The 14,616-nt window shown below is 71.2% G+C and carries 14 protein-coding genes and 1 tRNA gene; 6 read left to right on the top strand and 9 right to left on the bottom strand.

The window, feature by feature from the left end; genetic code table 11:
• Window positions 1-12 precede the first annotated feature (12 nt).
• Window positions 13-1,869: a hypothetical protein gene (locus ACZ6QQ_RS27445; RefSeq protein WP_465880197.1), complete on the bottom strand. Its 1,857-nt coding sequence runs from the start codon at window positions 1,867-1,869 to the stop codon at window positions 13-15.
• Between the two features lie 101 nt (window positions 1,870-1,970).
• Here ACZ6QQ_RS27445 and ACZ6QQ_RS27450 point away from each other — a divergent pair.
• The 3 genes from ACZ6QQ_RS27450 (at window position 1,971) to ACZ6QQ_RS27460 (ending at window position 3,517) form a co-directional block, all read left to right on the top strand.
• Window positions 1,971-2,054, top strand: a tRNA-Leu gene (locus ACZ6QQ_RS27450).
• A 111-nt stretch (window positions 2,055-2,165) separates the two neighbouring features.
• Window positions 2,166-2,984: a Bax inhibitor-1/YccA family protein gene (locus tag ACZ6QQ_RS27455; protein ID WP_465880198.1), complete on the top strand. Its 819-nt coding sequence runs from the start codon at window positions 2,166-2,168 to the stop codon at window positions 2,982-2,984.
• Window positions 2,985-3,196: 212 nt separating this feature from the next.
• Complete coding sequence (locus ACZ6QQ_RS27460) at window positions 3,197-3,517, top strand: hypothetical protein (RefSeq protein ID WP_465880199.1); 321 nt, start codon at window positions 3,197-3,199, stop codon at window positions 3,515-3,517.
• Between the two features lie 199 nt (window positions 3,518-3,716).
• On the opposite strand, the gene ACZ6QQ_RS27465 is transcribed toward ACZ6QQ_RS27460, so the two are convergent.
• From ACZ6QQ_RS27465 to ACZ6QQ_RS27475, 3 genes are all read right to left on the bottom strand, one after another.
• Complete coding sequence (locus ACZ6QQ_RS27465) at window positions 3,717-4,979, bottom strand: acetyl-CoA C-acetyltransferase (protein ID WP_465880201.1); 1,263 nt, start codon at window positions 4,977-4,979, stop codon at window positions 3,717-3,719.
• Between the two features lie 94 nt (window positions 4,980-5,073).
• Window positions 5,074-5,916: an SGNH/GDSL hydrolase family protein gene (locus tag ACZ6QQ_RS27470; protein WP_465880202.1), complete on the bottom strand. Its 843-nt coding sequence runs from the start codon at window positions 5,914-5,916 to the stop codon at window positions 5,074-5,076.
• The gene (locus ACZ6QQ_RS27475) at window positions 5,913-7,016 is read right to left on the bottom strand and encodes an SGNH/GDSL hydrolase family protein (RefSeq protein WP_465880203.1); all 1,104 of its coding nucleotides are present in this window, start codon (window positions 7,014-7,016) and stop codon (window positions 5,913-5,915) included. The genes ACZ6QQ_RS27470 and ACZ6QQ_RS27475 overlap by 4 nt, the downstream gene beginning before the upstream one ends.
• Before the next feature lie 172 nt (window positions 7,017-7,188).
• On the opposite strand from ACZ6QQ_RS27475, the gene ACZ6QQ_RS27480 reads away from it, so the two are divergent.
• Window positions 7,189-7,545 carry a YkvA family protein gene (locus ACZ6QQ_RS27480; protein ID WP_329107436.1) on the top strand — a complete coding sequence of 119 codons (357 nt, stop codon included), beginning with the start codon at window positions 7,189-7,191 and terminating at the stop codon, window positions 7,543-7,545.
• Window positions 7,546-7,672: 127 nt separating this feature from the next.
• Entirely contained in the window at window positions 7,673-9,043 is a 1,371-nt protein-coding gene (locus ACZ6QQ_RS27485; protein ID WP_465880205.1) for a cystathionine beta-synthase, read from the top strand.
• A gap of 7 nt (window positions 9,044-9,050) precedes the next feature.
• Here the strand turns inward: ACZ6QQ_RS27485 and ACZ6QQ_RS27490 are convergent, their stop codons facing one another.
• The 3 genes from ACZ6QQ_RS27490 to ACZ6QQ_RS27500 all read right to left on the bottom strand — a co-directional run bounded on the left by ACZ6QQ_RS27490 (window position 9,051) and on the right by ACZ6QQ_RS27500 (window position 11,601).
• Window positions 9,051-10,007 (bottom strand): S1C family serine protease, encoded by a 957-nt coding sequence (locus tag ACZ6QQ_RS27490; protein ID WP_465880206.1) that lies wholly within the window; start codon window positions 10,005-10,007, stop codon window positions 9,051-9,053.
• Window positions 10,008-10,171: 164 nt separating this feature from the next.
• Window positions 10,172-10,684 (bottom strand): GNAT family N-acetyltransferase, encoded by a 513-nt coding sequence (locus tag ACZ6QQ_RS27495; protein WP_465880207.1) that lies wholly within the window; start codon window positions 10,682-10,684, stop codon window positions 10,172-10,174.
• Window positions 10,681-11,601: a ribonuclease Z gene (locus tag ACZ6QQ_RS27500; RefSeq protein WP_465880209.1), complete on the bottom strand. Its 921-nt coding sequence runs from the start codon at window positions 11,599-11,601 to the stop codon at window positions 10,681-10,683. The genes ACZ6QQ_RS27495 and ACZ6QQ_RS27500 overlap by 4 nt, the downstream gene beginning before the upstream one ends.
• 465 nt (window positions 11,602-12,066) lie before the next feature.
• Between ACZ6QQ_RS27500 and ACZ6QQ_RS27505 the strand changes: the two genes are divergently transcribed.
• Window positions 12,067-13,326 carry a Fic family protein gene (locus ACZ6QQ_RS27505; RefSeq protein ID WP_465880210.1) on the top strand — a complete coding sequence of 420 codons (1,260 nt, stop codon included), beginning with the start codon at window positions 12,067-12,069 and terminating at the stop codon, window positions 13,324-13,326.
• A gap of 90 nt (window positions 13,327-13,416) precedes the next feature.
• Here ACZ6QQ_RS27505 and msrA read toward each other — a convergent pair whose 3' ends face one another.
• Together msrA and ACZ6QQ_RS27515 are read right to left on the bottom strand one after the other, a co-directional pair.
• Window positions 13,417-14,091 (bottom strand): peptide-methionine (S)-S-oxide reductase MsrA, encoded by a 675-nt coding sequence (gene msrA, locus ACZ6QQ_RS27510; protein WP_465880212.1) that lies wholly within the window; start codon window positions 14,089-14,091, stop codon window positions 13,417-13,419.
• Between the two features lie 103 nt (window positions 14,092-14,194).
• Window positions 14,195-14,605, bottom strand: a complete 411-nt coding sequence (locus ACZ6QQ_RS27515; RefSeq protein ID WP_465880213.1) for an HIT family protein — start codon at window positions 14,603-14,605, stop codon at window positions 14,195-14,197.
• Between the last annotated feature and the right edge of the window lie 11 nt (window positions 14,606-14,616).

The following is a 14,616-nucleotide window of genomic DNA, read 5'->3' on the forward strand; positions in this document are numbered from 1 at the left end:
TCGGCGGCCGGCTCAGCCGACCTTCCAGGTCCACGCGTCGGCGATCCGGGTCCCCGGACCGAACAGGTCCTCCAGGGCGGTCCGCAGGCTCTCCGGGTGCGGCGCGTCGCTGGCCAGCACCACGCACGAGGCGCCCCAGAACTCCACGTCCTGCCGGGCCCGCTGGCGGTGCTCGTCGTCGATCGGCGGAACCACGCCGGTCTTGGCCACCTCGGCCAGCAGGGCGGAGGTGGCCTGCTTGTAGGTGCCCATCGAGGCCTTGCCCCGGGCCGAGTACGGCCCGATGAAAAAGCCCTCCGGCATCCCGAACTCGGCGTTGGCGGCGGATCCCCAGCGCATCGCCCACGGCTCCTTCGGCGTCGGCAGCGGAACCGGCACCATCACCCCACCGGGGGCGACACAGTCCCGCCAGTGCTCGGCGCTGATGAACGTCGGCAGCACCGGCCGGGCGGCGGTCGGCAGCGGCGCGGGGAAGATCGGCAGCAGTGCGGCGACGACCACGGCCGGCACCAGGATCCGGGTCGGCCGGGTCCCGGTCCGCAGGGCCCGGTCGAGGGCGAGCACCAGCACCGTCGCGACCAGCGGGATCAGCGCCAGGGCGAACCGCATCGGCAGCGCGCCGTCGACCACCGGCAGGCCGAGCAGCAACGAGTACGGTCCGGGCACGCTGGTCCGCGTACCGTTGATCACCAGGTCCGGGCCGAGCGACAGGGCCGCCATCAGCACCCCGGCGACGCCGACGGCGATCAGCAGCGGACGCCGGGCCGGGTAACGGAGCAGCCAGACCACCGCGGCGAGGGTGACGAGCAGCAGCGGCCAGCCGAGGAAGGTGTTGTACTCGGCCGGACCGGTGGTCAGTCGGGCGGACGCGTCGCTGCCGGCGATCGACAGCGGTGAGATCGCCACCCAGCTCGCCAGGTCGGCCGAGAAGTAGTACGGGCTGAACATCCCGTTCGGCACGCTCTGCGGCCCGGCGAACTGGAACCAGAGCGGGTACGCCAGCGCCGCCCCGGCCAGCCCGACGGCGAGCGCCAGGCCGGCGGCGAAGTGGGGCAGCGCCCGGCGCAGCAGCGCCCGGTCCGCGACCGCGTACGCGACGGTCATGATGATCAGGGTGAGCGCGGTGAGGAACAGGACCTCCTCGCCGACGAAGACCTGCACGGTCACCGCCGCCGCCAGCCCCACCCCGGAGGTGATCACGCGGCGCCGGTCCGGGCCCGGCCGGTCGGGGCGGGCGATCGGGTCGGCGGCGCGGACCAGCCGGACGACCAGCCAGACCATCACCGGCACCAGCCAGAGCGCGGTCATGTGCAGGTGACTGTTGGTCTGCGAGATCATGCCGGGGGCGAAGCCGCAGAAGCCGCCGCCGAGCGCGGCGGCCAGCCGGTGGGTGTGCAGGACCCGACGGAAGAGCAGGTACCAGGCGATCGCGGTGACCCCGAGGTTGCCGGCCACCAGCAGGGCGAAGGTGGTGGCCACCCCGAACACGAGGGTCACCGGGGCGAACAGCACCCCCAGTGCGATGACGGTGGTGTTGGCCATCAGGTTCACCCCGTCCGGCGCGTTGAGCCGGTCGGTGAGCAGACCGAAGTCGCCGAGCAGGGCGCGGGCGTCGGTGGCCAGGAACCACTCGTAGAGCACCTGGTCCTCGGGGTTCAGCGCGAGCGTACGAGCCCCCGGGTCGGGCCACATTCCGTGCGTCAACCATCCGGCGAGCACGAGGAAGAGGAGGCAGATCCCGAGGTCGGGTGCGTACGGGCGGGTGGCGTCGAACCACCGTACCGGGCGGGACCGGGGTACGCCGGATGTCGTGTCCGCTGTGTCCTCGCTAAGTTCGGTGTCCTGCGCTGCGGGGGCGGGGCTGGTCACGGCCTTGACCCTAGTGCCGATCGGTCGGCGGGGTGCGCCCGGTGGGTCGGAACCCGCTACCGTGACAGGCGTGAGGGCGCGTCAGCCCTCCGGAACCGCCCGCCCGGGTGGTGGAAAGGCAGACACGGCCGCCTTAAAAGCGGCTGCCGCAAGGCATGCGGGTTCGACCCCCGCCCCGGGCACCAGCGTTTGCAATACCATCTGGGTATCTGAATCCCACAAAGTTCGCTAAGACCCACTACCCTTGAGCGCGTCGCGGTCTCACCGCGTATCGACCCCCTGAGGGAGGCCTGAAAGTGAAGACTTCCAACCCGGTGCTGGCCCGGCTCGGCCAGGCGGCCGAGCGCGAGCGGGCCGCCGGGTACGCCCCGGCCGGCCCAACCGGGCAGCCCGGCTACGGGCAGCCGTACCCGACCACGGCGGGAGCCTACCCGGCAGCACCCCCCACCGTGCAGCCGATGTCCATCGATGACGTCGTCGTCAAGACCGTCACCCTGCTCGGCATCACGGGTGCAGCCGCCACCGCGGCGTGGGTGCTGGTGCCGGACGCGCTGCTCGGCGTGGCCTGGATCGGCGCGCTGGTGATCGGCCTGGTGCTCGGTCTCGTGATCAGCTTCTCGCGGATGGCGAATCCGGCCCTCGTGGTCGCCTACGCCGTGGTCGAGGGCGTGCTCGTCGGCGCGGTGAGCAAGTTCTTCGAGTCGCTCTACAACGGCATCGTGCTCCAGGCGGTGGTCGCCACCTTCGGGGTGTTCTTCCTGATGGCGATCCTCTACCGGGCGAAGGCGATCCGGGCGACACCGAAGTTCATCCGAGGTGTGATCGCGGCGACCGTGGGCCTTTTCGCGGTCATCCTGATCAACCTGGTGCTGTCGCTCTTCGGCTTCGACACCGGCCTGCGCAGCGGTGGACCGCTGGCGATCGGCTTCAGCCTCATTTGCATCGTGGTCGCCTCGCTCAGCTTCATCCTGAGCTTCCACGAGGTCGAAGAGGGCGTACGCCTGGGCCTGCCCCAGCGCTACTCCTGGACCGCCGCGTTCGGCATCCTGGTCAGCCTGATCTGGCTCTACTTCGAGGTGCTGCGCCTGCTCAGCTACTTCCAGGGCGACGACTGACCACCCCACCCCACCCAGCCCCACCCGACGCCCGCCCCCACCCCGGGGCGGGCGTCCGCCGTTCCCCTCCCGCCCCGCCCGCTCTACCCCGTTGATCATGAAGTTAGGTACGTCGGAACGCCTCCGGGAAGGCGCTAACTTCATGATCAACGAGGCGGGAGCAGGTGGGCGGGGCGGGGGTGGGGGTGGGGAGGGGCACTAGGGTTTGTGGGATGGGTGTGGAGGAGTTGGGGCGGGCGGTCGAGCTGTTGGTTGGTCAGGTGGCGCACTGGATGGCGCCACGGTGGGCGGCTCCGGCGACGACCGGCAACGTGTCCCGGGCGGACCTGCTGCACCGGCTGGTCCAGCAGGTCGCGAACCTGGCGGCGGACGCGGAGGGGGAGCCGCGCCGTACCGTGCCCCGGCTCGACAACGACCTGGCCCTGCCGGATCAGCTCCGGGTGGTCGCCGCCGACCTGCTCGCCGCCGACCCGCCGGCACCGGTGCTCGCCGAAGCGGCGGCCGAGGTCACCGCCACCCGCCGCGTCCTGTGACCCGCCAACCGGCCCGGCCCACCTGATCGGTCCGGCCCACCTGATCGGTTTCGGCCAGGCGATCGGTTCGACCGTGCTGATCGGTACGAGCCCTGCTGATCGGTACGAGCCCTGCTGATCGGTACGGCCGACCGGCCGACCGGTGCGACCCGGTCAGCCGGCCGCACCGGTCGACGGGTACGGCCGGCTGACCGACGGGTTAGCTGAGGCGTTCGAGGACGAGGGCCATGCCCTGGCCGCCACCGACGCACATGGTCTCCAGACCGATGCTCTTGTCGTGCCACCGCAGCGAGTTGATCAGCGTGCCGGTGATCCGGGCGCCGGTCATGCCGAACGGGTGACCGACAGCGATCGCGCCGCCCATCACGTTGAGCTTCTCCAGCGGGATGTCCAGCTCCCGGTACGACGGGATCACCTGGGCCGCGAACGCCTCGTTGATCTCGACCAGGTCGACGTCGTCGATGCTCATCCCGGCCCGCTTGAGCGCCTGTCGGGAGGCCTCGACCGGACCGAGTCCCATGATCTCGGGCGAGAGCCCGGTGACCCCGGTGGAGACGATCCGGGCCAGTGGCGTGATGCCGAGGTCTCGGGCGCGTTGTTCGCTCATCACGACCACCGCCGCCGCGCCGTCGTTGAGTGGGCAGCAGTTGCCGGCGGTGATCCGGCCGTCCGGGCGGAAAACCGGCTTGAGTCCGGCCACCCCCTCCAGGGTCACCCCGGGCCGGGGACCGTCGTCGGCGCTCACCACCTCACCCGAGGGCAGGGTCACCGGGGTGATCTCGCGGGCCCAGAAGCCGGCCGCGATGGCCTGCTCGGCGAGGTTCTGGCTGCGTACGCCGAACTCGTCCATGTCCGCGCGGCTGACGTCGTACACCTGGGCCAGGTTTTCGGCGGTCTGCCCCATCGTCAGGTAGATGTCGGGCAGTTCCCCGTCGAGCCGTGGGTCGGTCCAGCGGTCGGCACCCGCGCCGGTACGGGCCGCCGAGCGGGCCTGGGCCGCCGCGAACCGGGGGTTCTGCCACCCGCCGCCGACGAGTGCCTGGGCCTCGGACGGCAGGCCGTCGGAGCTGCCCCGGGCGAAGCGGGAGACGCACTCGACCCCGGCGGAGACGAAGACGTCCCCTTCACCGGCGGCGATGGCGTGGAAGGCCATCCGGGTGGTCTGGAGCGAGGAGGCGCAGTAGCGGGTGACCGTGGCGGCCGGCAGGGTGTCCAGGCCGAGCAGGGTGGCGACCACCCGGCCCATGTTGAAGCCCTGCTCGCCGCCGGGCAGCCCGCAGCCGAGGTAGAGGTCGTCGATTCCGGTGGGGTCGAGTTCGGGTACCTGATCCAGCGCGGCCTGGACGATCGTGGCGGCGAGGTCGTCCGGCCGCAGGTCGCGCAGGGAACCCTTGCCGGCTCGGCCGATCGGGGAGCGGGCGGTGGCGACGATGACGGCGGTGCGGGACGGATCGGTCGACATACCTCTAACTTAACCGGCCGGTAACTTATCGCGGAAGTCACCGCCGCTGTGATGACGACGGCGAAGTCACCGCCGCTGTGATGATTGCGGCGGGTCAGAGCTGCCGGGTGACCGCCGCGGCCTCGGCGACCGCCGGCAGCAGGGCGTGCGCCCAGACCCGGTAGCCGTCGGCCGACGGGTGGTAGCCGTCGTGGCAGAGGGTTCCGGCGTCGGCCCGGAACACCGGGCCGGTCTCGGCTCCCAGGTCGACCGCGACACCACCGGCGGCGAGCACCGCCCGCGCCTGCGCCCTGGCCGTACGTCGACCGAACAGGCCGGCGAGTTGACGCAGCGGCGGTGCGATGGCCCGTACGGCGCCGAGGTCGGGGCAGGTGCCGACGACCACCTCCACCCCGGCGTTGCGCAGCCGGCGTACGGCCGCACCGAGGTAGGCGGCCGTCTCACCGGGGCGACGCAGGGCGGTCACGTCGTTGGCCCCGATCAGGATCACCGCCACGTCCGGGCGTTCGCCGAGCAGCGCCCGCGCCACCTGGGTGGCCAGGTCCGTCGCCCGGGAGCCGGAGACGCCGACGCTGGACAGGTGCACCAGGCGGTGCCCCTCGCCGACCAGGTTTCCCGTGGTGGGGCCGGTGCCCTCGGAGAGCAGCCAGGCGAGCTGGCCCCCGACGGTGTCCCGGACCCGGTTCACCCCGACGCCCAGCGCCGCCGAGTCGCCGAGCAGGACCAGCCGGAGCGCGGGCGCGCCGGGCCGACCGACCACGGAACGCAGCGCCAGACCCAGTTCCGGTTGGGCGTAGTGCCGGTTGCGGGCGAGCAGGACCTCACCGGCGAGCAGGGCCGCGCCGCCGACGGTGCCGGCGATCAGCGTCAGCGCGGTGGTCCGGCCGATCTGGCCGACGGTACCGCTGCGTGGGCGTCCGGAACCGCTCGCTGTCATGCTCGCTCCTCCACTGTGGATGGCTCGGCTGCGGTGCCGGTCGTACCGGCCGGCTCGGCGACGGGTGCGGGTGTTCCGGAGGTGGCCGGCTCCTCGCCGCGCTGGTGGCCGAACCAGGCCCGGCGTCGGCGCAACTGCGCCCACCGCCCGGCCGGCCCACGTTCGCGTCCGCCGACCTCGGTCCCGCTGACCTCCGTACCGGCGTGGCGGGCGGCCTCCTGGGCGGCGGCCGGCAGCGACCGTACCCCCTCGCCCTCGGCGAGGGCTGGTCGGCGTTCCTCGGTCGCGCCCAACGCCACCAGGATGGTGGGGAGCAGGGCCGCCGCGGCGACCGCGTAGCCCTCGGCGGACGGGTGGAAGTGGTCCCAGGCGAACATCCGGGTCGGCTCGGCCGCGAACCGGGGACCGAGCAGGTCACCGAGGGAGACCGTGGCACCGCCGGCCTCGACCACCGCCACCGTCTGCGCGGCGGCGAGCTGTCGGCTCCAGCGCCGGGCCAGCCAGCGCAGCGGCGGCTTGATCGGCCGGATCGCGCCCAGGTCGGGACAGGTGCCGACCACCACCTGGGCGCCGGCTCCGCGCAGCTCGCGGACCGCGTCGACCAGATAGCGTACGGCGATCGACAGCGGCGTACGGGCGGTGACGTCGTTCCCGCCGACCAGGATCACCGCCAGGTCCGGTTGTAGTTCGAGGGCCGCCTCGACCTGCGGTGCGAGCCCTGCCGAGCGGCTGCCGACGACGGCGAACCGGTGCAGGCGTACCGGCCGGCGCAGGCGGCGGGAGATGCCGGTGGCGAGCAGGGCGCCGGGCGTCTCCCGGGGGCGGTGCACGCCGTACCCGGCGGCAGACGAATCGCCCAGGATGACCATGGTGAGTGGTTTGCCCGGAAACCGGGCGCCGTACACCCCGTCGCCGCGCGGCGGTGGCGCCTCGGCCAGCGGGATGATCCGCCGGGCCTGCCGGGCCTGGCCCTTCAGTACGCCCCACGCGGCCGCCGTCGTCGCCACCGTCAGCCCGGCACCGAAGATGGTCAGTTTCGCGACCCGGCGCGCGACGCGCCACGGCGCCCGTTCCGGCGCCACCGAACCGGCCGTACTCATCAAGCGCCCCCCGCCTTCGCGGACATCCTGCGGCCTTCGAGGCTATCGCGGTGGGTCGTTCCGCGCTGTCGGCGTTCTGGCTCCTTCCGGACCCGGAGGCCGCGGTGCCCCTTTCCTCATGCTGCGGGGAAGTTGCCTCCATGTGCATCATGGGCGGAAGGAGGGTGCGGACATGGCGAAGACACTGAAGCGGACGGCGGCGTTCGCGGCGCTGGCCCGGGCGTTGACATCCGGGTCGCGGGGTGGGCCGTCGCTGGGGGCCCGGCTGGCGGCACTGCCCCGGATGATCCGCGCGACGGCCCGCGGTGAGTACGACGGCGGCCTGAGACTGGCCCTGATGGCGGCGGCGACCGCGTACGTGGTCTCGCCGGTCGACCTGGCACCCGAGCTGTTGCTGGCGGTCTTCGGGCTGGCCGACGACGCGCTCATGGTGACCTGGCTGGCCGGGAGCGTGCTCGCCGAAACCGAGCGTTTCCTGCTCTGGGAGGCCCGTCGGGACAGCGTGGTCCCCGGCCACGTGGTGCCCTGAGTCCCCGGTCACACGGTCCCCTGACGGGACGTACGCTGATCTCGCAGCCAAGCCGGCTGACCTGACGAAGCCACGGACCACCATCCGGCCACGAGCCGGGACGGGCCACGCGGAAAGGCACAACGAGGTGCGCTACTACGACAATGTCGTCGACCTGATCGGGCACACGCCTCTGGTGCGGTTGCACCAGGTCACGGCCGGTATCACCGCGACGGTGCTCGCCAAGGTGGAGTACTTCAACCCCGGCGGCTCGGTCAAGGACCGGATCGCGCTGCGGATGGTCGAGGAGGCGGAGCAGGCCGGTCTGCTCAGGCCGGGCGGCACCATCGTCGAGCCGACCAGTGGCAACACCGGTGTCGGGCTGGCCCTGGTGGCGCAGCTCAAGGGCTACAAGTGTGTGTTCGTCTGCCCGGACAAGGTCAGCGAGGACAAGCGCAACGTGCTGCGGGCGTACGGGGCCGAGGTGGTGGTCTGCCCGACCAGCGTCGCGCCCGAGGACCCCCGGTCCTACTACAACGTCTCCAACCGGCTCGCCGAGGAGATCCCGAACGCCTGGAAGCCCAACCAGTACGCCAACCCGGCGAACCCCCGGTCGCACTACGAGACGACCGGTCCGGAGCTGTGGGAGCAGACCGAGGGGCGGATCACCCACTTCGTGGCCGGGGTGGGCACCGGCGGCACGATCTCCGGGATCGGCCGCTACCTCAAGGAGGCCTCCGGCGGGACGGTGAAGATCATCGGTGCCGACCCGGAGGGTTCGGTCTACTCCGGCGGCACTGGTCGGCCGTACCTGGTCGAGGGGGTGGGCGAGGACTTCTGGCCGGACACCTACGACCGGTCGGTCGCCGACGAGATCATCGAGGTCTCGGACAAGGCGTCGTTCGACCTCACCCGGCGGCTGGCCCGCGAGGAGGGCCTGCTGGTCGGCGGGTCGTGCGGGATGGCCGTGGTGGCGGCGCTGGAGGTGGCCCGCAAGGCCGGCCCGGACGACGTCGTGGTGGTGCTGCTGCCCGACGGCGGTCGCGGTTACCTGTCGAAGATCTTCAACGACGAGTGGATGGCCCGGTACGGCTTCCTGGAGACCGGCAACGCCGAGCCGACCGTGGCGGACGCGCTGGCCAGCAAGCCGGGCGGGGTGCCCGAGCTGATCCACGTACACCCGACCGAGACGGTCCGGGACGCGATCGACTACATGCGCGAGTACGCCGTCTCCCAGCTCCCGGTGCTCAAGGCCGAACCGCCCGTGGTCACCGGTGAGGTCGCCGGCTCGATCGCCGAGCGGGACCTGCTCGACGCGCTCTTCACCGGCCAGGCGCACCTGCACGACACCATCGAACGGCACATGGGCCCGCCGCTGCCGATGATCGGCGGCGGTCAGCCGGTCAGCGAGGCGGTCACCATGCTGGAGAAGTCGGACGCCGCGCTGGTGCTGGTGGACGGCAAGCCGAGGGGCGTACTGACCCGGCAGGACCTGCTCGCCCACCTCGGCGCCCGCTGAGGGTCGGCTAGCGGCTCAGCTCCGCCGGGACGGCGATCACGTCGACGAACGCACCCCGGCGGAGCAGGGTGACCGGCAGCCGGCTGCCGATGGCCGGACCGAGCATCAGGCGCTGCAACCCCTGCCCGCTCTGCACCGGCCGCCCGCCGGCCGAGATGAGAATGTCGCCGAGGTAGATCCCGGCGCTGCCGGCGGGGCTGCCCGGCACCACCTCCACCACCCGCAGGCCCCGGCGCTGACCGGTGCGTTCGGCGACCGCCGGGGGCAGCGGCACCGGCACCCCGGCGACGCCGAGCCAGGCCCGCCGGACCCGCCCGGTCGAGACCAGGTCGCCGATGATCTGCCGGGTGGTGGAGTTGATCGGTACGGCCAGTCCGAGCCCGTAGCCGGCGACGGCGGTGTTCACCCCGATCACCCGACCGGCGGAGTCGGCCAGCGCTCCGCCCGAGTTGCCGGGGTTGAGCGCCGCGTCGGTCTGGATCACGTCCTCGATCAGCCGTACCAGTCGGCCGTCGCGGGCGGGCAGGGACCGGCCCAGGCCGGAGACCACCCCGGCGGTCACCGAGCCGGCGAGCCCCATCGGGTTGCCCACGGCCACCACGAGCTGACCTATCCGGAGCCGGTCGGCGTCGCCGAGTTCGGCCGGCGGCACACTGGTCGCCCGGACCCGGAGCACGGCCAGGTCGGAGAGCGGGTCGGTGCCGACGACGTCGAACCGCGATTCGGCACCGTCGGCGAAGGTGGCCGTACCGCCTTCGGCTCCGTCGACCACGTGGGCGCTGGTGAGCAGGAGACCGTCGGGGGTGAAGGTGACCGCCGAGCCGGCCCCGTTACCCCGTGCGGAGCGGACCGCCAGCGCGGCCACGCTCGGCAGGACCCGGGCCGCCACGCCGGTGACCACTCGGGAGTACGCGTCCAGGGCGTCGGATTCGGTGGGGGGTGGCTGGATCTGTTCGCCGTCCATGTCGCGGACAACAACCAGCGGCGCGCTTCGATGCCCGCCCGGACTCCGCCGACAGCGAACACGGCGCGGGTGCGAACGCGGCGCGGGGCGGCGGCGAACACGGCGCGGGTGCGAACGCGGAGCGGGGACGGCGGCGAACGCGGCGCGGGGGAGCGGGGCGGCGGCTAGGGCAGGTCCCGGACGTAGCGCAGTTGCGGTGCGAGGGCGGAGCCGACGTGCTCGGTCCGCTCGACCCCGTCCGGGGTCCATCCGCCGCGCCGGTAGAACTCCTGCGCGTGGGTGTTACCGACCAGCACCCAGAGGGCGGCCCGCTGCCAGCCCCGGCCGTGCAGGGTGGCCAGGGCGTCGACGATCAACGCCCGACCCAGGCCCCGGCCCTGCTGCTCCGGCTCCAGGTGGAGGGCGCAGAGTTCGCCGTACCCGGTCGGGTCGAGTTCGTGCGGTCCGACGTAGCTGAAGCCGACCAGTCGGTCACCGTCGTCGACGACGGTCATCACGTGGGTGTCCCGTTCCCACTTCCAGCGCTCGCTCCACCACATGCCGAGCACGTCGGTGGAGTCCGCGGCCAGCAGCTCGGCGGAGACGAAGTCCCGGTAGGCGGCCTGCCGGGAGCGTGCGTGCAGCGCCCCGACGGCCATCAGATCATCGGCGGTCGCCGGACGCAGGGTGACGGTCACCCGGCCGAGGATAGTCGGGGCACCCGGACCCGTCCGAGGTCCTCGGCCAGCACCAGGTCGCCGGTGAAGTGCTCACGCGCCTCCGCCTCGAACCGGGCCGGGTCGGGGTAACGCTGGGAGAAGTGGGTGAGCACGAGTCGACGTACGCCGGCCTCGGTGGCCACCCGCGCGGCCTGCGCCGCGGTCAGGTGCCCGGCCTCGGCGGCCAGCGCGGCGTCCCCGGTCAGGAAGGTCGACTCGATCACCAGCAGGTCGGCGCCGTCGGCGAGGTCGTACACGGCGTCGCAGAGCCCGGTGTCCATGACGAAGGCGAACCGTTGGCCCCGGCGCGCTTCGCTGACCTCGTCCAGTAGGACGCGGCGTCCGCCGGACTCGATCTCCCCGGCGCGGATCAGCTCGCCGATCGCCGACCCGGAGATGCCGTACGCCGCCAGCCGCGACGGCAGCATCCGGCGCCCGTCCGGCTCGACCAGCCGATAGCCGTACGCCTCGACGGGGTGGTGCAGCCGGCGGGCGGTGAGGGTCGCGCCCCGGATCGGGATGGTCTGTCCGTCGCGTTCGACGGGCTCGGGGCGGACGTCGGCGGTCTCGTGGAAGGCGCTGGCGTGCCGCAGCCGGTCGAAGTATTCGGCGTCCCCGGCCGGGAAGTGCACCGGGACCGGGTGCGGTACCCGGTCCAGGGAGAGGCGCTGGATCACCCCGGGCAGGCCGAGGCAGTGGTCGCCGTGGAAGTGGGTGACGCAGATCCGGGTCAGGTCGGTGGCCGAGACGCCGGCCCAGAGCATCTGCCGCTGGCTGCCCTCGCCGGGATCGAACATGATCATCTCTTCGTCCCAGCGCAGCAGGTACCCGTTGTGGTTGCGCTGCCGGGTCGGTACCTGGCTGGCGGTGCCGAGGACCACCAGTTCACGGGTCACCGGGGCCTCCCGGGTTCGGAGATGAGATCGCACCGGATATGGAACGACCCCCGGGGCTTCCGCGCGGTCGCGCGGGCCGGCTGGACAAAGCCGGCACCCCGGGGGTCGGGTGGCTGCCTGGGTTTCGCCGCACCGCTGCCACACGGTCTCGACGATGTTGCACTGTCAAGGACAGCGGCTAGCGGACAGCCACCTCACGAGTCCCGTTGCTACACAAAGCTTGGACCACCTCCTCTCACGTGTACGGCCACGTTAACCACCTTCAGGCCGTCCCGCCAATGGTTTTAGATCACTGATCGGGCGCCGGTACGGGGCCGGGATGCGGTAGGCGCGGGCGCAGGGCATGTCACGGATCGGGCCGTTCAGTGCAACGACTCTGTCTTGCATCTCGGTTTAGTGACACGACAACCCCGCTCATGTCAGTGATCTGGCTATTCATTGCAACGCTGGTCAACAGGCGAGGCAATGTCAGTCATCGCGCGGATGTCCGACAAGTCCGCGTACAATGGCATGGTGGACGTTTCGATCTTCACTTCGCAGGCGCCCGGAGACCTCGTCAAGATCAATGGTGTCGATCCCCGCCGCGGCGAGTGGGAACACGTGGCGTTCGTGCCGCATCCGCTGCCCAAGCTGCCTCCGGACCTCAGCGCGCGGACCTACCGGATGGTCGCCGACGCGCGCGCGGCGCTCGGAGCTCTCGACAGCACCGCGCGACGCCTGCCGAACCCTCGAATCTTCAGGCGGCCCGCGCTACAGGCTGAGGCGCAGAGTACGTCAGCGCTGGAGGGTACCTACGCACCGTTGGGCGAAGTCCTCGTCGCGAACGAGGAACGACCGACGAATCCAGATCTACGCGAGGTCCTGAACTACGTTCGCATGGGTGACGCTGCCTTCGGTTGGATAGAAGAAGGTATGCCCTTGACGGTGGGAATGCTGGAGCAACTGCAAGCGATGCTCGTCAGGGGCACTCGGGGCGAAACCCCCAACTCCGGAAGGGTTCGCAATCATCAGGTAGTCGTCGGTCAGCGAACGAACGCCCCGTCGGGCGCACTGGCGGTGCATTCGGCTCGGTTCGTTCCGTCGCCACCGGGTTCGGATCTCACCGCGAACGTGCGTGGTCTCCTCGACTGGATGACCGACAGCGACGTGATGCAGGAGATCGATCCCGTGGTGGCGGCAGCGCTTGCCCACTACCAGTTCGAAACGCTTCACCCGTTTCATGACGGGAACGGCCGTATCGGTCGGTTCCTCATCGTGGCGCACCTGCTCAAGCAAGGCGTCCTCCTCGAACCCACGCTCACGGTCTCGCCGTGGTTCGAAGCCCGACGGTCGGAGTACTACGACCGTTTGCTCGCCGTCAGTACCGAAGGGGCGTGGGATCCGTACGTGAAGTTCTTCGCCACCGGTCTCGAGTCGTCGGCGAATGCCACGCATGAGCGTATGAAAGCATTGGTGGCGGTGCGGGAGTTGTTCAAGGAACGCATCCGAAAGTCCCCACTGAGAGCTGATACCGCGCACACGTTGGTCGACTTCGCTATTGCCCGGACAGCCTTCACTGTCCGCGATGTCGAGAAAGGCCTTGGAATCTCATATGGTCGCGCCAACGGACTTGTCCAGCAGATGATCCAACTGAGGATACTTGCTGAGGTCGACGCCTCCACCGGCGAGTCCAGCCGTCGCTTCTATGCTCCCGAGGCATTCGATGTTCTGGTGAAAGAGGCTTAGGTTGTCGGCGTCGGGCTGTTGCGGCATCAGACCCTTGGGCGGCCATCGCCGATCGAGGGGCGCCCGCTGGAGGGCGCCCCTCGGGGACCGCTACTTGACGCGATCTCCGGCGACGCGGGCCACGCCGACCGGGCAGCTCATCCCGTTCGGGCCGTGAGTGCAGTAACCGTTCGGGTTCTTGGTGGGGGCCAGGTACTGCTGGTGGTAGTCCTCGGCGTAGTAGTAGTCACCCAACTCGCCGATCTCGGTGGTGATCTCCGGCCGGCCGGCCCTGGCGACCACCGGGGCGAACGCCTCGCGGGACTCCTGTGCCACCTTCAACTGCTCGGGCGTCGTGCTGTAGATCGCCGAGCGGTACTGGGTGCCCACGTCGTTGCCCTGGCGCATGCCCTGGGTCGGGTCGTGGTTCTCCCAGAAGACCTTGAGCAGGTCCTCGTAGCCGATCTCGGTGGGGTCGTAGACGACCTGCACGGCCTCGGTGTGCCCGGTGAAGCCCGAGCAGACCTCCTCGTACGTCGGGTTCGGGGTCTGTCCGCCGGCGTAACCGACGGAGGTGGAGATCACCCCCGGAAGCGTCCAGAACAGTCGCTCGGCACCCCAGAAACAGCCCATCCCGAAGACCGCGATCTGACTGCCCTGCGGCCAGGGACCCTGCAACGGCGTGCCGAGGACGGCGTGCCGGTCGGCCACCGGGATCGGGAAACTGCGTCCGGGCAGCACCTGGTCGGGGCTGGGCAGGCTGGCCTTCATTCGCCGTAGGAACACGGTAGGTCTCCTTTCGTACCTCTGCCGGGTGTAACGCCGCGCGGGTGGGGATCCTTACCCGCGTTTGCCGTACCCCGGGCCCTTCGCCGGACTCAGGCGGCCGTCACAGCGCGGCGGCGATCCTGGCCGCGTAGCCGGTGGCGGTGTCGGCGTCGTCGTAGGTGGTCCGGGGCCAGAAGAAGCCGCGCAGGCCGTCGCCCTTCGTCCGGGGGATCACGTGGGTGTGCAGATGCGGGACGGACTGGGAGACCCGGTTGTTCATCGCCACGAAGGTGCCGCCGGAGCCGAGTCCGGTCTCGACCGCGACCGCGATCCGCTGGACCAGGCCGAAGTATCCAGAAAGCGACGAAACAGGCAGATCGGCCAAAACCTCGTAGTGGTCACGGGGCACCACCAGCACATGGCCCCGGAAAACCGGTCGGGTGTCCAGGAAGGCCATCCCGGCCGGCTCGTCGGCGACGGTGAACGCCGGCACGGAGCCCGCGAGAATGCCACAGAACGCGCAAGGCCTCACGGGGGCAGACT

This window comes from Micromonospora sp. NPDC049529, assembly GCF_055586685.1.

Bases quoted from the DNA above. Each gene is read 5' to 3' on its own strand.
- ACZ6QQ_RS27460 (WP_465880199.1), top strand. From the start codon at position 3,197: ATGGGTGTGGAGGAGTTGGGGCGGGCGGTCGAGCTGTTGGTTGGTCAG.
- ACZ6QQ_RS27465 (WP_465880201.1), bottom strand. From the start codon at position 4,979: ATGTCGACCGATCCGTCCCGCACCGCCGTCATCGTCGCCACCGCCCGC.
- ACZ6QQ_RS27470 (WP_465880202.1), bottom strand. From the start codon at position 5,916: ATGACAGCGAGCGGTTCCGGACGCCCACGCAGCGGTACCGTCGGCCAG.
- ACZ6QQ_RS27475 (WP_465880203.1), bottom strand. From the start codon at position 7,016: ATGAGTACGGCCGGTTCGGTGGCGCCGGAACGGGCGCCGTGGCGCGTC.
- ACZ6QQ_RS27480 (WP_329107436.1), top strand. From the start codon at position 7,189: ATGGCGAAGACACTGAAGCGGACGGCGGCGTTCGCGGCGCTGGCCCGG.
- ACZ6QQ_RS27490 (WP_465880206.1), bottom strand. From the start codon at position 10,007: ATGGACGGCGAACAGATCCAGCCACCCCCCACCGAATCCGACGCCCTG.
- ACZ6QQ_RS27505 (WP_465880210.1), top strand. From the start codon at position 12,067: ATGTCAGTCATCGCGCGGATGTCCGACAAGTCCGCGTACAATGGCATG.